Genomic DNA, 22,869 nt, shown 5'->3' with positions numbered 1-22,869 from the left:
CAGGTGCCGGGAGCCCGACACGGCTGAAATCCTGATCGATGCAGCACGAGACCTCCATGTTTGGAACCATGGAATCGATCGCCTGGCACGGAACTTATCAGCGATAAGGAAGATACTGCAGTGAGCATAGTCGTCCAGAAGTTCGGTGGGTCCTCGGTAGCCGATGCGGAATCGGTCAAGCGAGTGGCCAAACGAATTGTCGAGTACCGTCAAGCCGGTCACGAAGTAGTTGTCGTGGTGTCGGCCATGGGTGACAGTACCGATGATCTCATCGACTTAGCCCAACAGGTTTCCCCCATGCCACCCGCCCGCGAACTCGACATGCTGCTGACCGCCGGTGAGCGCATCTCGATGGCGGTCCTGGCCATGGCGATCGCCAACCTCGGCTTCGAAGCCCAATCATTCACCGGTTCCCAGGCCGGAGTCATCACCGATGAGCAGTTCGGCAAGGCCCGAATCATCGACGTCACTCCCGGTCGCATCCGGTCCTCCCTCGACGAGGGATACGTCGCCATCGTCGCGGGATTCCAGGGTGTCAGCCAGACCGCGAAGAACATCACCACTCTCGGCCGCGGCGGCTCCGACACCACGGCTGTGGCACTGGCCGCCTCGCTCGATGCCGATGTGTGCGAGATCTACACCGACGTCGACGGCGTCTTCACCGCCGACCCGCGCATCGTGCCCACGGCTCGCAAGATCGACGAGATCGGCTACGAAGAGATGATGGAGATGGCCGCCTCGGGCGCCAAGGTCCTCATGCTCCGCTGTGTCGAATACGCCCGCCGTTACAACGTGCCGGTGCACGTGCGGTCCTCATTCTCTCGCAACCAAGGAACCTGGGTGACCGATTCACCCATCCCCGAAGCCTTCCGCCAGGGCCGGGGATCATCGACCCCGGCAGCGGAACCAGAAACGGAGCCCACCATGGAACAGGCAATCATCTCCGGCGTCGCTCATGACCGCTCGGAAGCCAAGGTCACGATCGTCGGTGTTCCCGATGTCCCCGGCAAAGCCGCCGAGATCTTCAAGACTCTGGCGAAGCAGGAAGCCAACATCGACATGATCGTCCAGAACATCTCGACCCGTGAGCCGGGGAAGACGGACATCTCCTTCACCCTGCCCATGGACGACGGCGCCAAGGCGCTCGAGGCCCTGGACGCGGTCAAGGCTGACATCGGCTTCGACCAGGTCCGCTACGACGACCAGATCGGAAAGCTCTCCGTCGTCGGCGCCGGAATGCGCTCCCACCCGGGCGTGACCGCGACCCTGTTCGAAGCGCTCAGCGAAGCCCAGGTCAACATCGACATGATCTCCACCTCGGAGATCCGCATCAGCGTCGTCACCCGAGCAGATCTGCTCGACGACGCGGTCCGTGCCGCCCATGCCGCGTACGGACTCGACAGCGAAGACAACGAAGCAGTGGTGTACGGAGGTACCGGACGATGAGCGTCAATATCGGAGTAGTCGGTGCAACCGGCCAGGTCGGCGGAGTCATGCTCGACCTCCTGGCCGATGATCCAGGATTCGAAATCGGTTCCCTGAGGCTCTTCGCCTCGGCCCGTTCGGCCGGGAAGACGATCGACTTCAAGGGCCAGTCCATCACCGTCGAAGACGCCGCCGAGGCGGACCCGAGCGGACTCGACATCGCTCTGTTCTCCGCCGGTGGAGCGACCTCGAAGGCGCAGGCCGAGCGTTTCGCAGCCGCCGGCGCCATCGTCGTCGACAACTCCTCGGCGTGGCGTTCGGACCCGGAGGTCCCGCTCGTCGTCAGCGAGGTCAACCCCGATGCCCTCGACGAGCCGCCCAAGGGCATCATCGCGAACCCGAACTGCACGACTATGGCCGCCATGCCCGTGCTCAAGGCTCTCCATGACAAGGCCGGACTCAGCCGTCTGATCGTCGCCACCTACCAGGCCGTGTCAGGTTCGGGTCTGTCCGGAGTCGAGGAACTCGCCGGTCAGCTCGAAGCCGGCATTCCCGACGCCCGCAAGCTCACCACCGACGGAAACGCGGTGAACCTGCCTGAGCCGAACAACTACGTCGAACCGATTGCATTCAACGTCCTGCCGATGGCCGGATCGGTCGTCGACGACGGGCAGAACGAAACCGATGAAGAGAAGAAGCTGCGCAATGAGAGCCGGAAGATCCTCGGCCTGCCCGACCTCCTGGTCGCCGGCACCTGCGTGCGCGTACCTGTCTTCACCGGACACAGTCTGAGCATCCACGCCGAATTCGACTCCGACATCAGCCCCGAGCAGGCCACAGAGATCCTGTCGCAGGCTCCCGGAGTCTCCCTCGACGAGGTTCCGACCCCGCTCAAGGCTGCGGGCCAGAACTCCAGCTACGTCGGTCGCATCCGTGCCGACCAGTCGGCGCCGGAAGGCAAGGGGCTCGTCCTCTTCGTCTCCAACGACAACCTGCGCAAGGGTGCGGCACTGAACACCGTGCAGATCGCCGCACTGCTGGCTGCCAAGCTCGAAGCGAAGGCCGCCTGAGCAACGACAGCTCGATGACCAACCGCCCGGAAGCACAGGCTTCCGGGCGGTTCGTCTTCTCCGGCAATACATGTCGGGACATATAAAAGCGTTGCTATATATAAATATTTATATTAGTGGCGAGCCTCTGATCTGAGTATCGTCGACGGTGTTGCTTGAACCTCGATGCCTTGGAAAGGCTCCTCATGACCTCGTCGCGCATACTTCTCACCTCCGCTGCCATTGCCTCCTCGGCGACGTTGGTCCTCAGCGGCTGTGGTGGACAGGCCTCCGAAGCCGACACGGGGGCACTGCGCGTCGTGACCTCGACCAACGTCTACGCCGATATCGTCTCCGAGGTAGCCGGCGACTTCGCCGATGTCAGCCCGATCATCGACGACCCGAACCAGGATCCGCACTCCTATGAGGCGACCACTCAGGATCGCCTCAAACTGTCGAAGGCCGACCTTGTGGTTCAGAACGGCGGAGGCTACGACGCATTCATGACCGGGATGCTCGACGCCTCCGGTGCCGAAGTCGACATCATCGATACCGTCTCGATCTCCGGTCTGCCCGGATCCGAAGGCCTTGGCAACGAACCCCACGACCATGATCACGGTGACGGCCATGACGACGAGGAAGCTTACGGCGGTGGGCACACTCTCGAAGACGAGGAGGGCCATGATCATGAGCACGCGGATGAGGGCCACGAGGAAGAGGGTCACGAAGGCCACGATCACGGATCATTCAACGAACACCTGTGGTATTCGGTCCCGACGATGACGAAGCTCGTCGACGAGGCGGCGACCCACCTCGGCGAGGCCTTGCCCGAACATCAGGGTGAGTTCGATGCGAATGCGAAGGACTACAAGGCACAGCTGTCCGCGCTGCAGGACGATATCGATGCGGTGAAGAAGGAGCATGGCGGAGAGAAGGTCGCCGCGACCGAGCCGATTCCGCTGTGGCTGTTCGACGATATGGGGCTGGAGAACGTGACATCGATGGAGTTCCTCGCCGCTGTCGAAGAGGGCAATGATGTGCCGCCGCTGGTGCTCAAGGCCGCGGAGAAGCAGATCTCCGATGGCGATGCCGTGCTGCTTGGATACAATACTCAAGCGGCAGGTCCGCAGGCAGAGGCCCTGAAGTCCACCGCGGAGGACTCCGACGTCCCGGTCGTCGACCTGGCCGAGACCATGCCTTCGGGAACGCACTACGCCGACTGGATGGGCGGCTACATCACCGATATCTCAACCGCACTCGAAGGACACAAGCACTGACTATGGCCAAGGAATCCGACGCTTCCGCACCGGCAGCAGCACGGGAGCCGGTGATTCGACTGCGCGATGCCGAACTGCGGTTCGGCCCGCGCGTGCTCTGGCACGATCTCGACCTCGACGTCGCGCCGGGGGAGTTCCTCGCCGTGCTCGGCCCCAACGGCACCGGCAAGACCTCGCTGCTCAAGGTGCTGCTGGGACAGAACTCGCTGTCGGCGGGCACCGCTGAAGTCGGCGGTCGGCAGGTGCATAAGGGCAACCCCGACATCGGCTACATTCCGCAGCAGCGCGGAATCGACCCGCACACGCCGATGCGCGGCCGCGATCTGGTGCGCATGGGCATCGACGGGCACCGCTGGGGGATGGGTCTGCTGTCCCGAGGGCGGAAGAAGAAGGTCGAAGACCTCTTGGCCTCCGTCGGCGCCACCGACTACGCCGATGCCCCCGCCGGCACGGTCTCCGGCGGTGAGCTGCAGAGGCTGCGTGTGGCTCAGTCCTTGGCCAACGATCCCACTGTGCTGCTCTGCGACGAGCCGCTGCTGTCTCTGGACCTGCACCATCAGCAGGTGGTGGCTGCGCTGCTGCACGAGCAGCGGGTCAAGCGCGATGCCGCCGTCGTCTTCGTCACTCACGAGATCAACCCGATCCTGCCGCATGTCGACCGGGTCCTCTATATTGTCGGCGGTCACTTCCTCATCGGCACCCCCGCCGAGGTGATGACCTCCGAATCGCTGTCCCGCCTCTACGGCTCCCCGGTCGAAGTGGTCCGGGTCGGCGGTCGCCTCGTCGTCGTCGGCGGGGAGGAGGAGTGCGTCGATCACCACAACCTGCCCGATGACTCCTTCGACCTCGACGGGACGGTGGTGAGCCGATGAGCGTGCCCGAGATCTTTGCCAACCTCTTCACCTTCGAGGACTACGGCGAACTGGTCGCGCTGCTGGCCAATTCGCTCATCGCCGCGGCGCTCCTGGGCGTCGTCGGGGGTCTCATCAGCGTCTTCGTCATGGCCCGCGACATTCCCTTCGCCGTCCACGGAGTCTCCGAACTCTCCTTCGCCGGAGCCGCCTTCGCCCTGCTCATCGGCTTCGACGTCGTGACCGGCTCGATCGTCGGGTCCATCGTCGCCGCTCTCATCATCGGCATCGGCGGGGCCAAGGATTCGGAGAAGAACGCGATCATCGGTGTTCTCATGCCCTTCGGGCTGGGCTTGGCAATCCTCTTCCTCGCCCTCTACGACGGGCGAGCGGCCAGCAAGTTCGGGCTGCTCACCGGCCAGATCGTCGCGATCACTCCCGGTCAGATCCTTACCCTCATCATCTGTGCCCTCGCGGTGCTCGTGGTGTTGGCGATCGTGTGGCGTCCGCTCATGTTCTCCAGCCTCGACCCCGAGGTGGCCCGGGCCAAGGGTGTGCCGGTCAGTGCGCTCACCATCATCTTCATGCTCACCCTCGGACTCGCCGTGGCGCTGAGCGTGCAGGTCGTCGGGGTCCTCCTCGTCCTCGCGCTGCTCATCACCCCTGCCGCCGCGGCGACTCAGCTCTCGGCCTCGCCGGTGTGGGTGCCGGTGCTCAGCGTGATCTTCGCCGTCACCGCTTCGGTCGGCGGCATCCTCATCGCTCTGGGTTCGCCGGTGGTGCCGATCAGCCCGTTCGTCACGACGATCTCGTTCCTCATCTACATCATTTGCCGCCTCGTCGGCCGTCGCCGGATGAAATCCCTGCACCGTCGCCGCGCCCACCGCGCCGCAGAAGAGCACAACACCCCCATCCCCACCCCCTAATTGCTACCTGACGGCGGCCCAGCAACCTCGCGCGAGTTTGCTGGGCCGCCGTCGGGTAGCAAGAGAGAGCGGATAGAGTTGGGGGAATGAAGAAGCGCGCTCTCCTCGCCGGTGCTCTTGCTGCCCCCGCGGCCGCCGGAATCTGGGGTGCGGTCATCGAACCGCACCTCTTCGCCATCCGCCGCCGCACTCTGCCGATCCTGCCGGCCGGAGCCGAGTCCATCCGGATCCTCCACGTCGCCGATCTGCACTTGGCCTCTTGGCAGAAACATCGTGCCTCCTGGGTCAAAGCGCTCACCCGCCTCGAACCGGACGTCGTCGTCAACACCGGCGACAACCTCTCGGCCGATATCGTGCCGACGGTCCTCGACGTTTTCTCCGGTCTGCTCGAGACCCCCGGCGTCTTCGTCCTGGGGTCGAACGACTTCTTCTCCCCGCAGGCGAAGAATCCTGCGAAGTATCTGCGCTCACCGTCCCAGGTCAAACACCGGGTGAACCCCGACCTCGACGTCAAGGCCCTCGTCCGCGGGTTCGAGGAACCGACGGCCGCTTCGGGCTCGGCTGCCGGAAGTCAGGGATGGCATTTCCTCGACAACACCGAGGCGGCCCTGACGATCAAGGGCACCCGCATCCACTTCTCCGGGCTCGGCGACGCCCATATCGACCGTGACCGGATCCGCTGGAGCGGGGGAGAACCCGGCGAAGGCGAACTCGAACACCCGCGGTTCGACCCCGAGGCGGGGCTCAGAATCGGCGTCACACATGCCCCGTATTCGCGGACCTTGGAGGCGTTCGCCTCGGCGGGGGCGGATCTCATCATGGCCGGACACACGCACGGCGGACAGATCCGTGTGCCCTTCTGGGGTGCGCCGGTGACGAACTGCGATCTCGATCGGACACGCGCCCGCGGAGTTTTCCCGTACCGGCAGAGTCTCGTCGCCATCTCCGCGGGACTCGGCTTCTCACCGTACTCACCAGTGCGTTTTGCCTGCCGACCGGAAGTCAGCGTCCTGGAACTCGTTGCACAGGCGTAGCTCGTTCAGCGGTTTCTGAAGATTTGCACAAGGCGAATTCGTTAAACTGGCTACCATGGTGTCTCCTGAGTCAAACGCCCCACCCACAAAAATGGGCGCGTTCATGCAGTTCGTGGCCGTCAGTGCGGTGGCGGGAATCGTCGCTGCCGGCCTGGCCATTCCCGGAGTCGGTGTTGCGACAGCCAGCGCGAACAGCGCTGTCGAGATCTTCGATTCACTTCCCGCGACCTTGGAGATCAAGGACCTGGGAGAGAAGTCGACGATGCTTGCCTCCGACGGGTCGGAGCTTGCGGAATTCTACTGGCAGAACCGCCAGGAGGTCCCGCTGGATGAGATCTCGCAGGATATGCAGAACGCAACGATCGCTGTCGAGGACTACCGGTACTTCGAGCACGGCGGCGTCGACATCGAGGGCATCGCCCGTGCAGCGGTGCACAATATGGTGTCCTCGACGACTCAGGGAGGATCGACGCTGACCCAGCAGTACGTGAAGAACGTGCTGGCAGAGAACGCCCATGCCGAGGATAACGCCGAAGGTGTGGAAGCGGCGAAGGAATCCGAAGGCACCGCAGGCTATGCGCGTAAGCTGCGTGAGGCCAAACTCGCTGTCGCGGTTGAGAAGAAGTACGACAAGAAGGAAATTCTCAACCGCTACATGAACATCAACAACTACTCGGGCTCCCCGAACGTCTACGGCGTCGAAGCGGCCGCCTACCGGTACTGGGGCATCCACGCCAAGGATCTCAACATCCAACAGTCGGCGATGCTCGCCGGAATCGTGCAGAACCCGTCGGCGTTCAACCCGCAGCGGTTCCCCGATCAGGTGCTCAAACGTCGCAACACCGTGCTCGGGCAGATGCTCAAATACGACCACATCACGCAGAAGGAATACGACAAAGCGGTCAAGACCGACCTCGACCTCGACCTGCACGAGACCCCGAACGGCTGTTCGGCAGCCAAGAGCAAGGCCGAATTCTTCTGCAACTACGTGCAGAACGTCATCATGAATGACGAGACCTTCGGCGACACCGCCGACGAACGACTGGCCTTCCTCCAGCGTGGCGGCTTGAAGATCAAGACCAGCCTCAACCCGGATATCCAGAAGATCGCGGACAAGGAGATCAAGAAGCGCGTTCCCGTCGGTGACCCCTCGGGTGCCGGCCATGCGCTGGTGACCATCGAACCGGGCACCGGTGAAGTGATCGCCATGGCCGAGAACCGTGAATACACCGCGGGAGAGGTCAAGAAGAAGGACAAGAACAAGAAGACCTCGATCAACTACACCGTCGACAAGAAGCACAATGGCGGCGGCGGTTTCCAGGTCGGTTCGACGTGGAAGCCCTTCGTCCTGACAGCTTGGCTGAAGGAAGGCAAGAGCCTCAACACGACGGTGAATGCGACGAAGCGCAACTTCCCGGCCAGCTCCTGGAAGTACGAGGGTTGTCCGAACATGGGCGGTGACTGGGACCCGAACAACGCCGGAGACGGTGAAGGCAAGGGCTCGATGACCGCGCTCGAAGCCACGAAGAAGTCCGTCAACACGGGTTACGCGGCTATGGGCAACCAGCTGAACATGTGCGACATCATGGACACCGCGATGGACCTCGGTATCCGCTATGGCAGCGGTGAGGCACTCGACTACAAGGACAAGTCCGGCTTCATCCAGGCTCTGTCTCCGTCGTCGATTCTCGGCACGACCGAGACCACGCCGATCGCCATGGCCGCGGCGTTCGCCACCTTCGCGAACGAAGGAGAATTCTGTGGACCGAAGCCGATCATCGAGATCAAGGACCGCAAGGGCGAGAAGCTCGACCTGCCTGGCGAAGGCTGCAAGAAGGTGCTCGACAAGGAAGTTGCTAAGGGCGTCGCCTACGCTCTGACTCAGACGTTCAACGGCGGTACGACGAGCTCGCTGAAGATCGGAGTGCCGGCGGGCGCCAAGACCGGTACGACGAACTTCGAGGTCGGTCACACGTGGCTGCTCGGGTTCACCAAGACGCTGTCGACTGCGGTCTGGACCGGTGATCCAGGCGGTACTCGCGACTGGCGCACGAATGGTGCCGGTGCCGTCAGAGGCCACATCTACGGTGCGACCATCTCCGGTAAGACCTGGCAGTCGTACATGAGCCAAGCGGTCAAGGAGACCAAGGGCAACACCGGCTTCCCGAGGCCCAGCAGCAAGTACTTCTCCGGAGGCGGCTCCGGCGGTGGCGGCGGTTCGTCCACCGGCGGAGGAGGCGGCGGCACCGGCGGCGGTGGCGGCGGCGGAAGCCAAGGCAACGGCGGCACCGGCGGCGGTGGCGGCGGCAACTCCGGCAACAACGGAGGCGGCGGCGGAAACGGCGGCGGCAATGGCAACAACGGCGGCGGCAATGGCAACAACGGCGGTGGAAACGGCGGCGACGGCGGCGGTGAGGCCCCCGGCCTCGGCGGCAACTGAGCCGCTGACCTGTCGACCGCGACCGGCCGATAGAACCCGTCGGACACCATGACAGCGAAGGCGGGGAGGACCAGATCCTCCCCGCCTTCGCTGTACCGTCTGCCGGTGTGCCTGCACCCGCTCGACCATGGTCGCACTGCCGTCTCGGAACGCAGGTGCTCGGCCTGCCCGGTCTGGGCTAGTGTGGGGAACGGACCAGCGTCGTCGCTCACAAGGAATGGCCGGCACACCGGATCACCTCCGGACCGCCTCGGCGGCGCACCAACATACGAGGAGAATCATGACCAAGTGGGAATACGTCACCGTGCCGCTCATCGTCCATGCGACGAAGCAGATCCTCGACCAGTGGGGCGAGGACGGATACGAACTCGTGCAGGTCGTCCCCGGCCCCGACAACAACGGACTCGTGGCCTACCTCAAACGCCCCAAAGAGTGATCTGAACCGGCAGGACCACTGACACCTCACCCCCACCGAAAGAAGAACAATGTCGAAGACCCTTGAGCGCCTGAACGAACTCGGCCTCGAACTGCCGGAGATCGCCACACCAGCCGGCGCCTACGTCCCCGCCCTGCGCACCGGCAATTACGTCTATACCTCGGGCCAGCTGCCCGTCGTCGACGGCAAGCTGCCTGCGACCGGTCACCTGGGCACGGACGTCGACCTCGACACCGGTTACCAGCTGGCACGCACCGCCGGGCTCAACGCTCTGGCCGCCATCGCCGGAGTCATCGGCGATCTCGACAAGATCGTGCGCGTCGTCAAGGTCACCGGTTTCGTCAACTCCGCCGACGACTTCACCCAGCAGCCGGCCGTCATCAACGGCGTGTCCGAGCTCTACGGTGAGATCTTCGGAGACCGTGGGCAGCACGCCCGCAGCGCGGTCGGTGTGAACACTCTGCCCCTGGGCACCCCCGTCGAGGTCGAGGTCATCGTCGAGGTCTCAGGCGATGCCGCTTAGCGGACGTACTCTTCCCGTTTCGTCGGAACTGCGGTGGCTGCTTGACCACTGGCAGTCCGACGGACGGTGGCCCGTCCCGGAGGCCCCGCGCCCCACCTCGGCGATCGTGCTGATCCGGGACTCCGCGGACGGGCTGGAACTCTTCATCACCCGGCAGCTCGACGCCCGCGGCGTCGAGGACCGCAATCGGTGGGCATTCCCCACCAGCAGCCTGCGCCCGGGCGATGTGCGGAAGCTGCCTCTGGCCGGATGGAATTCGGCCCGGTGCGCACGTGCGCTGAGCATCGAGAACAAATCCCGCGCCCTCCACCACTTCTCCGCGGCCGCCCGCATCACCTTCGCGGCCACCGGAATTCTGCTCGCCGAGGATGTCGACCGGGAGATCGTGGCCGCACCGCAGACGGACTGGCGCACCACCCGATCGCGGCTGTTCTCGAACGAAGTGACCTGGTCGCAGGTCCTGCGCGACCGAGATCTGCGGCTGCGCCCCGACCTGTGCAAACCGTGGCTGCGCTGGATCAACACCCCCACCCAGCTGCACAGGTTCGACACCACCTACTTCATCGCCACCGTGCCCTTCGGCCAGGACGTCGACTTCCTGTCACCGAACGAGACCTCCGCCGGGTGGAAACGTCCCGGCCAAGTCCTCGCCGAGGTGGGAGGGGACCCCGACCGCATCGGCGCGGCCGCCCGCATCATCGTCGAAAGCCTCACCGAGGTTCCGACCGTGGGCGCGGCCATGGCGCAGATCCGCAACGTCCACCCGCTGCGTCCGGAGATCATCGACGACGGTGATTGGAAGGTCGTCATCCACACGGGCAAGGACCCCCACAGCAAGGGCAGCCTGCGCGACCGGGCCGTGGCCGTCGGCGAGACCGACAACGACCAGAACCCCGGTTTTCTGTCCTTCAGCGGTGACGATGATGAGGAAACGACAGACGAGGAGAACGACGACTCATGAGAATCCGTGCGAACAATCCCGGCCCGATGACCCTGACCGGAACGAACACCTACGTGCTCACCAGCCAGGATGACACCTCTGCGGTCCTCATCGACCCCGGCCCGGAGATGGCCGAACACCGGCAGGCCTTCCTCGCCGAGGTGGCCGACCGTGATCTGACGGCCATCGTGCTCACTCACCAGCACGCCGACCATTCCGAGATGCTCGGAAGCATCGAACAGTGGGCCCCCGAGGTGCCCGTCTACGCCGTGCTCGGGCGATTCGCCCGCCATACCGACCCGGTGGCCGACGGCGACGAGATCGCCTTCGGCTCCACCCCGGCCGACGTGCTGCGCGTCGTCGCCACCCCCGGACACACGAGCGACAGCATCAGCCTCATCCACGCCGGAGCCCTCTACAGCGGCGACACGATCCTGGGAGAGGGGACGACGATCGTCACCCATCCGGAAGGCTCGCTGCGCGACTACCTGAACTCCCTCGACCGGTTGCGGGAACTGCTCGACGACGGCGAGTTCGCGATCATCGAACCGGCCCACGGTGAGCGGATCGACGCTCCCGCCGAGGTGATCGACTACTACCGCTCACACCGGCTCGAACGCATCGAACAGGTCAAAGCGGCACTCGAACAGGGAGCGAGCACCGCCTCGGAGGTCTGTGACATCGTCTACCACGACGTCGACCCGAGCGTGCGACCGGCGGCCGAACAGATCGTCAAGGCGCAGCTGGCCTATCTCGACGCCCTGCCCGCCGACGATGCCTGAACGAGGCTCGCCGCCCGAACGTGAAGGACGCCCCAGCCGAATCGGCTGGGGCGTCCTTGCATCGCGGCGATTCACCCGGCCACAGCGGCCGGACGTCGCTGGGAGGGTCAGCGGGCGCGGTTGCGCATACGGTCCATGTCGAGGATGACGACGGAGCGAGCTTCGAGGCGGATGAAGCCGCGGGCGGCGAAGTCGGCCAGTGCCTTGTTCACGGTCTCACGGGAAGCACCGACGAGCTGAGCCAGCTCTTCCTGGGTGAGGTCGTGAGCGACGAGCACACCGTCGGGAGCCGGCTTCGAGAAGCGGGCGGCCAGGTCGAGCAGCGCCTTGGCGACGCGGCCGGGCACGTCGGAGAAGACGAGGTCGCCGACGGTCTCGTTCGTCCGGCGCAGACGCTGGGCGAGAGCTTTGAGCAGGTTCATTGCGGCCTGCGGGCGCTCATTGAGCCAGGTGGTGAGGTCGTCGTGCTTGAGGCTGAGCAGCTCGGACTGGGACACAGCGGTGACGGAGGTCGAACGTGGGCCCGGATCGAAGAGGCTGAGCTCACCGATGATCTCGCCGGGGCCGACCACGGACAGCAGGTTCTCGCGGCCATCGGAGGACTCGCGGCCGATCTTGAGCTTGCCCGAGGAGACGATGTAGAGCTCGTCACCGGCATCGCCCTCATGGAAGAGCACGGTTCCCCGACGGAGGCTCCGCGGGTTCATGAACTTCATCAATGCACTGGTGGCTTCATCGTCCAGACCTGCGAAGAGCGTCGCGCCCCGCACCACTTCAATATCCACTGGTTCCTCCTTGTCGTGATAATCACACATAAATCTACCTGGTCATCTGCATCGATACCAGCAAAGACGCGGGAGTGTGGCCCATCAGTATGAAAACGCCTTCCGCGTCGCCCGACACTACTCCCGCCCACACCATTCCCGCAGACGGCCAGTTCCGGGCGCATGAGCACGATTCGAGGGTGTGACCGGCATGACTGCGGAATGACAGGGCACGGATTAGGATGGTGAGTCGTGTTGACTGTGGCAGAGAAGAGCGCGCGGAAATTCGCGAAGGAGACCCCGCTGGGCCGGACACGCCGGGCCCGCAAGATCCATCGCGTCCTCGCCGAGGTGTACCCGAACGCGAAATGCGAACTCGATTTCGAGACCCCGTTCCAGCTGCTCATCGCCACCGTCCTCTCCGCTCAGACCACCGATATCCGCGTCAATTCGGTGACCCCGAGCCTCTTCGCCGCCTTCCCCGACGCCCACGCCCTGGCCGTGGCCAACCTCGTCGAGGTCGAGGAGCACATCCGCTCCACCGGGTTCTACCGGGCGAAGGCCCGCAACATCGTCAAACTCGCGAACGAACTCGTCGACGAGTACGACGGCGAGGTGCCGAACAAGCTCGACAAGCTCGTCAAGCTCGCCGGAGTCGGGCGCAAGACCGCGAACGTCGTCCTCGGCAACGCCTTCGACACCCCGGGGCTGACCGTTGACACCCATATGGGCCGGCTGGCCCGCCGCTTCGGTTGGACGGAGGAGACCGATCCGGTCAAGGCCGAACACGAGATCGCGGCGCTGTTCCCGAAGAGGGACCTCACCATGCTCTCGCATCGGGTGATCTTCCACGGCCGGCGCATCTGCCATTCCCGCAAGCCCGCCTGCGGCGCCTGCCCGCTGAGTGCGCTGTGCCCTTCGTTCGGCATCGGGGAGCTCGACCCGGAGAAGGCCCGCGCCATGCTCCGTTTCGAAATGGCGCCCTTGGCCACCCCCGCCGAGGAGGCCGCCTCCGAGGACGGACAGTGAGCACCGAAATCCCCGACATTCCACCCGAATCGGCGACGATCGCCGATGGTGTCCTGCGCGGTCAGCTCGAAGACTTCGCCACCTCGCACGGGTCCCCGCTGTGGCTGCGCCGGCAGAAGGATTCGGCAAAGGATGCCGCTCGTGACGCCGCCGTGCTCATGCTCTTCGGACGTGGGGGAGAAGCGCGCACCGAGGCGGGGCGCTCAGAGGCATCACGCCTGGCCGAAATCGGTGTCGCCGATGTCGACATCGTGCTGCTCCAAAGGGCTGCGACCCTGCGTCACCATCCCGGTCAGGTCGCCTTCCCCGGAGGCGGCCGTGATCCCGAAGACCATTCCATGGCGGCCGCGGCGCTGCGTGAAGCGGAGGAGGAAGCGGGAATCTCCCCGGAGACCGTCGAAGTGCTCGGTGAGATGGACCCGCTCTACATCCCGGTCTCGAAGTTCGAGGTGACGCCGGTGGTCGGCTACTGGCGTCAGCCGGGCCGCGTGCAGGTGATGGATCAGCGGGAGTCCTACTCCGTCTATCGGGTGGCCATCGCCGACCTCGTCGCCCCTGCCAATCGCGGCACCTTTGCGCGCCCCGATCTGAAGTTCTCGACCCCGGCCTTCGACGTCGGAGTCCTCAAGGTCTGGGGCTTCACCGCCGGCATCCTCGACTTCGCCCTCGACCACCTCGGCTGGGCCCGCGAATGGGACGAGAACGCTCCTATCGCGATCGACTTCTGAACTCGATCACCGAGGCGTCCGCAGCTATTCAGCGACGTCCGGCCTTCGCGTTGAACAGCACTGCGGCCCATACCGCTGTCACGGCGAGAATGAGCAGACACCAGCCGACGGCGAGATAGAGTGAGGCGCCCATATCGGTGCCGATGAGCAATGCTCGCAGGGCGTCGATGATCGGAGTGATCGGCTGGTTGTCGGCGAACACCTCCAACCACCTCGGCATGGTCTCGACGGGCACGAATGCGCTGGAGACGTAGGGGAGGAAGAGGAGGATGAAACCGTACCCGTTTGCGGATTCGGGAGATTTTGCGGCGAGGCCGATGGCGGCGAAGAGATACGTGATCGCCAGAATGTAGAGAGCGACGAGTCCGATGGTCGCCAGCCACTCTCCGACTCCTGCGGAGGGTCGGAACCCGATGGCGACGGCGACGAGGAGGACGACGGAGGTCGCGAACAGATTCCTTGCAAGGCTCGCCACAACGTGGCCGGTGATGACAGCAGACGCTCGCACGGGCATCGTCCGCAGCCGGTCGACGAACCCGGAGGTCATATCCGAGGCCACCGAGAGCGAAGTCGAAGCGGCACCGAAGCCGGCGCAGGTGAGGACGATTCCTGGGACGACGTAGTCGACGTATCCGCCATCGGGATCGAGGGCGCCGCCGAAGACGAAGGTGAACATGAGCATGAGCATGACCGGCAGAGCGACGGCCATGAGCAGTGATTCGACGTCTCGAACAGCGTGACGCAGGCTTCTGCCGATGAAGGTCGCATCGGCGGAGAATCCGTGAGGGCGTGTCCGGGTCGTCCGGCGGGGGAGGTCGGCTGCGTTCGGTGCTGCTGCTGTCGCGGACGTGGTGGTCGGGTGACTGTGTGACATTGCGGTGTCCTCTCTGGACGGTGATGATGCACGGCGGCGCGGGCAGAGGTGCGGGTGGTCAGTGAGGCTTGTCGGCCGAGGTGAAGGCGAGGAAGACATCATCGAGGCTGGGACTGTGCAGGGACACTGAGGCCCGGGACGATCGACCGACCCACGGCTCGATCGCCGAGGCGAGGCCGTCGACGGTGCCGTCTGTGGGAATCTCATCCAGCTGGGTCCCGTCGCTTCCGCGGATGGACACGGTGTCTTCGCCGATGCGTGCCTTGAGCTCTGCCGGTGTGCCCAGGCCCGCCATGCGTCCGCTGTCGAGCAACCCGATCCGATCGGCCAGGGCATCGGCTTCGTCGAGGTACTGCGTGGTGAGGAACACCGTCGCGCCGCCTCGGGAGAGCTCGCCGACCTCGTTCCACAGCTCCTGCCGGGAGCGGGTGTCCAGACCGGTGGTGGGTTCATCGAGAATGAGCACCTCGACCGGGACGACCAGACTGAGCGCCAGGTCGAGGCGGCGACGCATGCCGCCGGAGAGCGCGGCGACCCGAGCGGACAAGAAGGCTGTGAGACTGAGCTTCTCGGCCAGCTCCCGGCTTCTCGCCTTCGCGGCGCGACGGCTCAGTCCGGAGAGGCGGCCGAGGAGGACGAGATTCTCCTCGGCCGTGAGGTGGGCGTCGACGGCCGCAGACTGACCGGTGACTGCGAAGCGACGTTTCGCCTCGGCGGGTGATTCGCACACATCGACATCCATGACCCGAACCGATCCGGTGTCCGGGCGGACGAGGGTGGTGAGGATATTGATGCAGGTGGTCTTTCCTGTGCCGTTGGAGCCGAGGAGGGCGAAGACTTCGCCCCTGCGGACATGGAAGTCGAGCCCGTCGAGGACGGACTTCGCACCGAAGCGCTTGCCCACGCCAGTGAACGAGATGGCGGCAGTTCGGGTGTCATCCGTGGCGGTGCCCTCCGCCGGGAGCGGCAATGGAGCGGTTGGATGAGAAGCGGTGCTGATGGAGCCGTCGGTGGTCATGATGGGGTCCTCTCACAGGTCGGAATCACCGAGCAGGTTTCTGTATACGTCAGAAACTGTATATGACACTAACACGCAATATATGGCATACACAATATAAGATGGCGACATGAGTTCTGACGACACGATCGAGCAGCTCCCCAGCGGAATCGCGCTGGCGTGGGGAGTCGCGGCGACACCGCAGCGAGGACCGAAGCGGGAGATGAGCGTCGAGAAGATCGTCGACGCCGCCATCGAGATCGCTGACAGCGACGGCATCCAGGCGGTGTCGATGTCCGCGGTCGCAAAGCGCCTCGGGTACACGCCGATGTCGCTCTATCGATACGTGAGCTCGAAGGACGATCTGCTCCTGCTCATGCAGGAGGAGGCGACCGGTCTGCCGCCGGAGGCGGACGGGGAAGTTCTCAGTTGGAGGGCTCGCCTCAGCGAGCTCTACCAGGCCCAGTCACTGATCTATGTCCGACAGCCCTGGCTGCTGTCGATGCCGATCACCGGCAGCCCGATCACCCCGAACAGCTCGGCGTGGCTGGAGGCCGGCCTCGAGGCGCTCTCGGATACCGGTCTGTCGGAAGAGGAGCGGATCGCCGTCTCCCTGCTCGTCACCGGTGTCGCCCGCTGGAAGGGAATGATCGCCGCAGGCTATGAGGAGCAGAGTCGAACGACCGGCTTGGATGCCGCCGAGGTGGCGTCCCGGGAGCAGCGGCTCTTCGACGCGGTCATCACCGAGGATGGATATCCGTTCCTCAGAAGGGCGATCGATGCGGGGGTCTTCACCTCGGAGTCCGATCCCTTCGACTTCGGACTCGAACGCGGCTTCGACGGAGTGGAGGCCTTCATCGACGGGGTCGAGCGCAGGCGGAGCGGCGCCGAATCCGGGACGGCGGACGGCTCGGGCGCGACAGCCCCGGCCGACTCCTCCGGCGACGCTGCCGGGGAAGCGGCTGATGGGAAGGCCACGATCGCTGATGATGACCCCGATGTCATCGCCGATAAGAAGCTGCGAGAGGCCCAGAAAGCCGTCAGGCAGGCGCAGAAGGTGCTGGCCGAAGCGCGCAAGCGGGAACGTCAGGTGCGACGTGAAGCCAAGGAGCGGGTGGCGAAGCGGCGCTGACTGCGAATGCGCCGAGTGAGAAAGTGACAAGCGGCGCCGGACACGATGTCCGGCGCCGCTTCATTGTCTCGCTGTCGAGGACCGAGCGGGTCCTGTCAGTAGTGGTTCAGTAACGGGGTCCCGAGGGGTTCTTCACCGCACGCTTGACCGAGGCCACGAGCGATTTGGCCGAGCCGATCGCGGTGCCGGGTACCGGGTTGCCCTTCTTGAACAGCGGGAGGGCGACAAGCACGAGGATGATCGCGATGACGGCGAGGATGCCGAAGACGATGAGGAAGCTTCCCCACCACGGCCAGCCCAGACCCTCATGGAATGCGGCCGCACCGGCGAAGATCACCATGAACGAGGACAGGAAGAGCAGGAAGAGCGCGACGACGGCCAGTCCCGCACCGATGCCCAGGTTCTTCGCACCGGCAGTGGCTTCGGCCTTGGCAAGGGCAATCTCTTCTTCGGCGATCGCCTTGGAATCGTCGCTGATGCCTTTGATCAGTTCGCTGATGGACCGTTCGGCCATGAGAGCTCCTAAATCGAGAACGAGGACAATCTAACTTAAGAGTAGTCTGAACGCGCCCTTCGGCCAAAGGCGAATCGGCGGGGAATCGGGAAAACCCGTCGGATCCCGACGACGGCCGCTATGCGGCAGGGTCGTCTGTCACCGACGGGTCAACCGAGTCCGGCCTCAGGGCGAGAGGCTCAGGCTCCTGCGACGGACTTCTCGATCTGGTCCATCACCGAGGCGTCGGCGAGGGTCGACGTATTGCCGACCTCCCGGTTCTCGGCGACGTCCTTGAGCAGACGGCGCATGATCTTGCCGGAGCGTGTCTTGGGCAGGTCCGTGACGATGTGGACCTTCTTCGGCTTCGCGATGGGGCCGATGTCCTTGCCCACATGCTGACGCAGCTCTTCGGCGGTCTCAGGAGAATCCTCGACGCCGCCTACGACGATGACGAACGCAATGACGGCCTGACCCGATGTGTCGTCGGCAGCGCCGACCACGGCCGCCTCGGCGACCTTGGAATGGGCGACGAGCGAGGATTCGATCTCCGCGGTGGACAGGCGGTGACCGGACACGTTCATCACGTCGTCCACTCGACCGAGGAACCAGATGTCCCCGTCCTCATCGCGGCGGGCGCCGTCGCCGGCGAAGTACGTGTTTTCGAACCGTGACCAGTAGGTCTCCTTGAAGCGCTCCGGGTCTTTCCAGATTCCGCGCAGCATCGACGGCCACGGGCGGCGGATGACGAGCAGTCCGCCTTCGGGGCCCGCCGGGTTCTCGCCCGAATCATCGACGACGTCGACGGAGATGCCGGGGATCGGACGCTGGGACGAACCGGGCTTGGTCGACAGGACGCCGGGCAGGGGAGCGATCATGTGGGCCCCGGTCTCGGTCTGCCACCAGGTGTCGACGATCGGGCAGCGCTCACCGCCGATGACGCGGTGGTACCAGCGCCAGGCCTCGGGGTTGATCGGTTCGCCGACGCTGCCGAGCAGGCGCAGGCTGGACAGGTCGTACTTCGCGGGGATCTCCTCGCCCCACTTCATGCATGTGCGGATCGCAGTCGGGGCGGCATAGAGGATCGTGGCCTTGTACTTCTCGATGATCTCCCACCAACGGCCCTGATGCGGGGTGTCGGGGGTGCCTTCGTAGATGATCTGAGTCGTGCCGGCGGCCAGCGGGCCATAGGTGACATAGGAGTGACCGGTGACCCAACCGACGTCGGCGGTGCACCAGAAGACATCCGTTTCGGGTTTGATGTCGAAGACGGCCTTCATCGAGTACAGCACCTGGGTCAGGTAGCCGCCGGTGGTGTGGAGGATGCCCTTGGGCTTCCCTGTCGTACCGGAGGTGTAGAGGATGAACAGCGGGTGCTCCGAGTCGAAGAACTCGCATTCGTGTTCGTCGCTGGCCTGGCCGACGGAATCCTCCCACCACTGGTCGCGGCCCTCGACCCAGTCGACGTCCTGACCGGTGCGCTTGACGACGAGGACGTGCTCAACCGGGGTGTCTCCCTGGGAGATCGCTTCATCGACGGCGGGCTTGAGGCTCGTGGGCTTGGCGCGACGGTAGCTGCCGTCGGCGGTGATGACGACGCGGGCTTCGGCGTCGATGATGCGCGAGTGCAGAGCATCGGCGGAGAATCCGCCGAAGACGACGGAATGTGCCGCACCGAGGCGGGCACATGCGAGCATCGAGATCACGGCTTCGGGGATCATCGGCAGGTAGATGGCGACTCGGTCTCCGCTCTTGACGCCGAGATCGGTCAGCGTGTTCGCCGCCTTCGACACCTCGGCGAGGAGTTCGGCATAGGTGAAGCTGCGCGAGTCGCCGGGTTCGCCTTCGAAGTTGATGGCCACCCGGTCGCCGTTGCCGGCGAGGACATGACGGTCGAGGCAGTTATAGGCGATGTTGAGCTTGCCGCCGACGAACCATTTGGCGAAGGGCGGGTTGGTCCAATCGAGGACCTCGCCGAAGTCTTCGTGCCAATCGACGAGCTCACGGGACTGCTCAGCCCAGAAGCTCAGATAGTCTGCCTCGGCGCGTTCGTATTCGTCTGCCTTGACGTTGGCGTTCGCGGCGAACTGCTCAGGCGGGGCAAACGTCTCGGTCTGCTCGGCAGCGGTTTCGGTCATGCTTTCCCTCCGACTTCCTTGGTGGATCGAAAATTCTAGTTGCACTGTATACCTGTGCTCGAGGGCAGTGGAGGGCAGTTTCACTCGATGAGCGGGGAAATCGGGGGTAGCCGCTGCACAGTTACTGTGGTATGGCTCACATGGTTTCGGCGGTCTTGGGGAGACCGAAGGGCCGCCTCGGCGGGAGAATGAGGAGTTATCGACGTGCCTGAGAATGGGCATATGAGTGCACAGGAGGCCTGTGTTCTGCAAGGATGGGGTCAGAGTCTGTCGGGATCTGTCCCGCGCGGACACGGAAACACAGTTACCTTTCCCCGAGATCGACTGGAGTCAGCGATGAGTTCGCCGCAGCATCCAACCGGGTCCGGGCCACAGCCGTGGCAGGATCAGCCCCCGCAGTACCCTGGCCAGAACGCGCAGCAGCCCGGCGGTCAGCCGCCGGCCTACGGTTCGGGACCGGGACAGTTCGGCTCGGCGCCCGGGCCGGCCTACGGTTCCGCACCGGGACCCTACGGATCGGCACCGCGTCAGCCCGCCGCGCAGGGACCCTATGGTTCGGCTCCGGCCCAGTACGGGTCGGGACCCGGGCCTTACGGTTCTGCCCCAGGGCAATACGGCTCGGCACCGGGACCGTATGGTTCAGCTCCGGGGCAGGGGCAGTTCGGTCAGGCACCTGCGCCGAAGCAGAAGACCGGCCCGGGAATCCTCGGACCGCTGACTCTGCGCGACCTCTTCCTCCTTTTTGCCGGTCTGCTCGCCTTCATCGCCCTGTTCGTGCCCTACCGCGGCTACAGCTACGGCTTCGGACGCGAGACGACGACCCTGTGGCATTGGAATGTCGCGGACATGGGCGCGCTCGTGTTCGGGGTGCTCACGATCCTGCTCATCGTGGCGGCTGTGCTCGTCAACAAACTGGGCAACAGTCGGCTGCGGGTCGGATCCCTCAGCCTCGACCAGTTCATCTCCGTACTCTCGGCGATCGCCTTCACCTATGTGTTCATCGACCTGCTCACCTCGGCGGTCTACTGGCATGTGGGCTCGTACCTGACGTTCTTTGCTGCGCTCATTGCGTTCTTCGCCGGTGTGTTCACGATGCTGCCGTTCTTCGCCAAAGAATTCGCCGGCCGCGAGGACATCGAAACCCATCCGAAGGCTCGCCCCGTCGCCAAGCACACCCAGCATCCGGCACCGGTGGCCAATGTGCCCGGTGCTGCCGGCCCTGGCGCCGGTGCGCCCGGATTCGCACCCTATGGCGCGGTTCCTGCGGGGCCGGGTCAGGAAGGACCCGGACAGCCGGCTCAGTTCGGTGCGCCCGGACAGCAGGACCAGTTCGTTGGGTCGGGACAGTCGGGTCAGCCTGCACAGTCGGGCCAGCCGGGTGCCGACCAGTACGGACAGTCCGCTCAGTACGGAGCTCCGGGACAGCAGGACCAGTTCGCCGCTCCCGAACAGCCGGCTCAGCCGTCCGAGCAGTTCGGTCAGCCCTCCGACCAGGAGGCTCAGCCCAGCCCCTATGCTCCGCCGCAGGATCAGGAAGCCGAGCGTTCGGCCAGCTCCTTCGCCGCCCCCGCTGCCGGCGCATCGGCCGCGGGCGCCGCACCCACATCCGCAGGCGCGACCTCGGACCACGACGCCGCTGACGGACCGGTGCACAGCACCGGTGACGGCCAGACCTACCTGGGCCGTCACGATTCGGAGGCCCCGCAGCATTCGCAGAGCGAACCGACTCAGGCATTCGGTGTGGGCGCCGGCCAGCCGCAGGCAGATGCGACCGACGGCCAGCCCAGTGCGAGCGGCGATCAGCCGACCACGACCGATAACCAGTCTGCGGGAGCCGATGCCCAGCCCTCAGAGTCGGACGACTCGTCACATTCGGGTGCCGTGGCCGCTGCCGCGGGCGCCGGAGTGATCGGTGCCGGTGTGGCCGGTGTCGCTGCTGTGCATTCGGACTCCGAACGTCGCCGGGGCCGCCACGCCGCTCCCGAATCGGAGACCGGTGCAGAACCGACCGACCCAACGTCGACTGCTCCGCAGGACGAAGTGAACGAGGAAACGTCTGCGGACAAGTCCGCGGCCGCCTCGGTGAGGGAAGACGAAGCCCCGACGGTGGTGTCACCGGCGGAGAGCAGCGACCTCGTCTCCAAGGTCAACTCAAAGACCTCGGACACGAACGCCGCAGAAAGCCCGAACGCCGCCGAAGGCGCGAACGTTGCCGGTGCGGCCTCGGCTGCACAGTCCTCGACCGATGCCGATGGGGCTTCGACCGACGCCGATCAGGCGTCGGCAGGTGACGCATCTGCGGACGCGACTTCGGCAGATGCGGCCTCGAACGCTTCGCCAGCGGAATCCTCGGCAGCGAACAACGAGGCCACGGCACAGGGTCCGGACGACGATGCGAACGTCCGCTCCACCGAAGCCACCGTCGTCAGCACCCCGGCCGAGGACAAGGTCGTGGCCGACGACAAGCCCACGGCCGATGACAAGGCAACCGCGGATGACGATGAGCAGGCGACCGCTGTGATGGAGCCGGCGACCGGTGGGGAGCGGACGACCGCTCCCGAAAGCGAAGAGCCGACTCAGTACGTTCCCGTCGCCGACTATGCCAACCGTCCCGAGACCGACGCGCGTTCGGACAGGTCGAACGAGGAGACCATGGCGCAGACGGCCGTCGACAGCCAGCCGGTGCCCGCCGATGCCGGTCAGAACCGGTCCGGCGATGCTCAGAGCGACGGTCGGAACGCCGATCAGAACAATGGTCAGGCCGAGAACCAGGACGGTGGACGCCCCATCATCCAAGCGTTCTGGTTCGCCGTCCCCGAGCCGCGCGAAGCTGTGGACGAGACCACCGGAATGCCGGTGTTCACGATCTACCCCGGCGACTGGTACCTCAGCCTCGAGGACAACGGATCCTGGTTCAAGGTCCGCGACTCCGACGGCAGCACCACGGGTCTCCTGCGCAACATCGAAGGAATCCAGCGCGGCTGATTCGGCTGGCAGCCACTCGCACGTCAATGCTGTGGACAGGCCTCGG

Annotated in this window: 20 protein-coding genes; 15 read left to right on the top strand and 5 right to left on the bottom strand. The window is 65.0% G+C overall.

All coding sequences use genetic code 11. From position 1 onward, the window contains the following. Positions 1 to 120 precede the first annotated feature (120 nt). The 11 genes from BEP01S_RS15065 (at position 121) to BEP01S_RS15020 (ending at position 11,683) form a co-directional block, all read left to right on the top strand. On the top strand, positions 121 to 1,446 hold the full coding sequence (locus BEP01S_RS15065; RefSeq protein WP_062244869.1) for an aspartate kinase: 1,326 nt from the start codon (positions 121 to 123) through the stop codon (positions 1,444 to 1,446). Continuing rightward, positions 1,443 to 2,495, top strand: a complete 1,053-nt coding sequence (locus BEP01S_RS15060) for an aspartate-semialdehyde dehydrogenase (protein WP_039211092.1) — start codon at positions 1,443 to 1,445, stop codon at positions 2,493 to 2,495. Before BEP01S_RS15065 ends, BEP01S_RS15060 begins: the two co-directional genes overlap by 4 nt. Positions 2,496 to 2,680: 185 nt before the next feature. After that, positions 2,681 to 3,751: a metal ABC transporter solute-binding protein, Zn/Mn family gene (locus BEP01S_RS15055; protein ID WP_062244867.1), complete on the top strand. Its 1,071-nt coding sequence runs from the start codon at positions 2,681 to 2,683 to the stop codon at positions 3,749 to 3,751. A 2-nt stretch (positions 3,752 to 3,753) separates the two neighbouring features. Next, positions 3,754 to 4,623: a metal ABC transporter ATP-binding protein gene (locus tag BEP01S_RS15050; RefSeq protein WP_062244864.1), complete on the top strand. Its 870-nt coding sequence runs from the start codon at positions 3,754 to 3,756 to the stop codon at positions 4,621 to 4,623. Further along, positions 4,620 to 5,528 (top strand): metal ABC transporter permease, encoded by a 909-nt coding sequence (locus BEP01S_RS15045; RefSeq protein WP_062244863.1) that lies wholly within the window; start codon positions 4,620 to 4,622, stop codon positions 5,526 to 5,528. Before BEP01S_RS15050 ends, BEP01S_RS15045 begins: the two co-directional genes overlap by 4 nt. An 86-nt stretch (positions 5,529 to 5,614) precedes the next feature. After that, positions 5,615 to 6,562, top strand: a complete 948-nt coding sequence (locus tag BEP01S_RS15040; protein ID WP_062244860.1) for a metallophosphoesterase — start codon at positions 5,615 to 5,617, stop codon at positions 6,560 to 6,562. A gap of 103 nt (positions 6,563 to 6,665) precedes the next feature. Further along, positions 6,666 to 9,002, top strand: coding sequence for a transglycosylase domain-containing protein (locus BEP01S_RS15035; protein ID WP_244882283.1), 2,337 nt, complete (start codon positions 6,666 to 6,668; stop codon positions 9,000 to 9,002). Positions 9,003 to 9,282: 280 nt separating this feature from the next. Continuing rightward, a complete protein-coding gene (sp36, locus tag BEP01S_RS16950) occupies positions 9,283 to 9,438 on the top strand; it encodes a Sp36 family protein (protein WP_009883339.1) in 156 nt (51 codons plus the stop codon). Between the two features lie 49 nt (positions 9,439 to 9,487). After that, the gene (locus BEP01S_RS15030) at positions 9,488 to 9,961 is read left to right on the top strand and encodes a RidA family protein (RefSeq protein ID WP_062244853.1); all 474 of its coding nucleotides are present in this window, start codon (positions 9,488 to 9,490) and stop codon (positions 9,959 to 9,961) included. Continuing rightward, a complete protein-coding gene (locus BEP01S_RS15025) occupies positions 9,951 to 10,922 on the top strand; it encodes an NUDIX hydrolase (protein ID WP_062244850.1) in 972 nt (323 codons plus the stop codon). The genes BEP01S_RS15030 and BEP01S_RS15025 overlap by 11 nt, the downstream gene beginning before the upstream one ends. Continuing rightward, a complete protein-coding gene (locus BEP01S_RS15020; RefSeq protein ID WP_062244846.1) occupies positions 10,919 to 11,683 on the top strand; it encodes an MBL fold metallo-hydrolase in 765 nt (254 codons plus the stop codon). The genes BEP01S_RS15025 and BEP01S_RS15020 overlap by 4 nt, the downstream gene beginning before the upstream one ends. A 107-nt stretch (positions 11,684 to 11,790) precedes the next feature. Here BEP01S_RS15020 and BEP01S_RS15015 read toward each other — a convergent pair whose 3' ends face one another. Beyond that, a complete protein-coding gene (locus tag BEP01S_RS15015; protein WP_039211346.1) occupies positions 11,791 to 12,468 on the bottom strand; it encodes a Crp/Fnr family transcriptional regulator in 678 nt (225 codons plus the stop codon). 231 nt (positions 12,469 to 12,699) lie between these two features. On the opposite strand from BEP01S_RS15015, the gene nth reads away from it, so the two are divergent. After that, positions 12,700 to 13,476: an endonuclease III gene (gene nth, locus BEP01S_RS15010; RefSeq protein ID WP_062244842.1), complete on the top strand. Its 777-nt coding sequence runs from the start codon at positions 12,700 to 12,702 to the stop codon at positions 13,474 to 13,476. Beyond that, positions 13,473 to 14,204: an NUDIX hydrolase gene (locus BEP01S_RS15005; RefSeq protein WP_062244839.1), complete on the top strand. Its 732-nt coding sequence runs from the start codon at positions 13,473 to 13,475 to the stop codon at positions 14,202 to 14,204. The genes nth and BEP01S_RS15005 overlap by 4 nt, the downstream gene beginning before the upstream one ends. Before the next feature lie 28 nt (positions 14,205 to 14,232). Here the strand turns inward: BEP01S_RS15005 and BEP01S_RS15000 are convergent, their stop codons facing one another. Further along, complete coding sequence (locus BEP01S_RS15000; RefSeq protein WP_062244836.1) at positions 14,233 to 15,078, bottom strand: ABC transporter permease; 846 nt, start codon at positions 15,076 to 15,078, stop codon at positions 14,233 to 14,235. 58 nt (positions 15,079 to 15,136) lie between these two features. Further along, the gene (locus BEP01S_RS14995) at positions 15,137 to 16,096 is read right to left on the bottom strand and encodes an ATP-binding cassette domain-containing protein (RefSeq protein WP_083532758.1); all 960 of its coding nucleotides are present in this window, start codon (positions 16,094 to 16,096) and stop codon (positions 15,137 to 15,139) included. 109 nt (positions 16,097 to 16,205) lie between these two features. On the opposite strand from BEP01S_RS14995, the gene BEP01S_RS14990 reads away from it, so the two are divergent. Next, on the top strand, positions 16,206 to 17,207 hold the full coding sequence (locus BEP01S_RS14990) for a TetR/AcrR family transcriptional regulator (protein WP_062244833.1): 1,002 nt from the start codon (positions 16,206 to 16,208) through the stop codon (positions 17,205 to 17,207). 106 nt (positions 17,208 to 17,313) lie between these two features. Here BEP01S_RS14990 and BEP01S_RS14985 read toward each other — a convergent pair whose 3' ends face one another. Beyond that, the gene (locus BEP01S_RS14985; RefSeq protein ID WP_025778074.1) at positions 17,314 to 17,721 is read right to left on the bottom strand and encodes a phage holin family protein; all 408 of its coding nucleotides are present in this window, start codon (positions 17,719 to 17,721) and stop codon (positions 17,314 to 17,316) included. A gap of 179 nt (positions 17,722 to 17,900) precedes the next feature. After that, positions 17,901 to 19,838: an acetate--CoA ligase gene (acs, locus tag BEP01S_RS14980; RefSeq protein WP_062244830.1), complete on the bottom strand. Its 1,938-nt coding sequence runs from the start codon at positions 19,836 to 19,838 to the stop codon at positions 17,901 to 17,903. Between the two features lie 336 nt (positions 19,839 to 20,174). On the opposite strand from acs, the gene BEP01S_RS14975 reads away from it, so the two are divergent. After that, a complete protein-coding gene (locus BEP01S_RS14975) occupies positions 20,175 to 22,823 on the top strand; it encodes a hypothetical protein (protein WP_062244828.1) in 2,649 nt (882 codons plus the stop codon). The last annotated feature ends 46 nt before the right edge of the window (positions 22,824 to 22,869 follow it).

It is taken from the genome of Brevibacterium epidermidis NBRC 14811, from assembly GCF_001570805.1.
Taxonomy (GTDB): Bacteria; Actinomycetota; Actinomycetes; order Actinomycetales; family Brevibacteriaceae; genus Brevibacterium; species Brevibacterium epidermidis.
The sequence above is the reverse complement of the archived record's forward strand: the minus strand, read 5'-3'. Positions and strand labels throughout refer to the sequence as shown.

Coding starts and splice junctions, on each gene's coding strand:
- BEP01S_RS15060 (WP_039211092.1), top strand. CDS start 1,443: ATGAGCGTCAATATCGGAGTAGTCGGTGCAACCGGCCAGGTCGGCGGA.
- BEP01S_RS15055 (WP_062244867.1), top strand. CDS start 2,681: ATGACCTCGTCGCGCATACTTCTCACCTCCGCTGCCATTGCCTCCTCG.
- BEP01S_RS15050 (WP_062244864.1), top strand. CDS start 3,754: ATGGCCAAGGAATCCGACGCTTCCGCACCGGCAGCAGCACGGGAGCCG.
- BEP01S_RS15045 (WP_062244863.1), top strand. CDS start 4,620: ATGAGCGTGCCCGAGATCTTTGCCAACCTCTTCACCTTCGAGGACTAC.
- BEP01S_RS15040 (WP_062244860.1), top strand. CDS start 5,615: ATGAAGAAGCGCGCTCTCCTCGCCGGTGCTCTTGCTGCCCCCGCGGCC.
- BEP01S_RS15035 (WP_244882283.1), top strand. CDS start 6,666: ATGCAGTTCGTGGCCGTCAGTGCGGTGGCGGGAATCGTCGCTGCCGGC.
- sp36 (WP_009883339.1), top strand. CDS start 9,283: ATGACCAAGTGGGAATACGTCACCGTGCCGCTCATCGTCCATGCGACG.
- BEP01S_RS15030 (WP_062244853.1), top strand. CDS start 9,488: ATGTCGAAGACCCTTGAGCGCCTGAACGAACTCGGCCTCGAACTGCCG.
- BEP01S_RS15025 (WP_062244850.1), top strand. CDS start 9,951: ATGCCGCTTAGCGGACGTACTCTTCCCGTTTCGTCGGAACTGCGGTGG.
- BEP01S_RS15020 (WP_062244846.1), top strand. CDS start 10,919: ATGAGAATCCGTGCGAACAATCCCGGCCCGATGACCCTGACCGGAACG.
- BEP01S_RS15000 (WP_062244836.1), bottom strand. CDS start 15,078: ATGTCACACAGTCACCCGACCACCACGTCCGCGACAGCAGCAGCACCG.
- BEP01S_RS14995 (WP_083532758.1), bottom strand. CDS start 16,096: ATGACCACCGACGGCTCCATCAGCACCGCTTCTCATCCAACCGCTCCA.
- BEP01S_RS14990 (WP_062244833.1), top strand. CDS start 16,206: ATGAGTTCTGACGACACGATCGAGCAGCTCCCCAGCGGAATCGCGCTG.
- BEP01S_RS14985 (WP_025778074.1), bottom strand. CDS start 17,721: ATGGCCGAACGGTCCATCAGCGAACTGATCAAAGGCATCAGCGACGAT.
- acs (WP_062244830.1), bottom strand. CDS start 19,838: ATGACCGAAACCGCTGCCGAGCAGACCGAGACGTTTGCCCCGCCTGAG.
- BEP01S_RS14975 (WP_062244828.1), top strand. CDS start 20,175: ATGAGTTCGCCGCAGCATCCAACCGGGTCCGGGCCACAGCCGTGGCAG.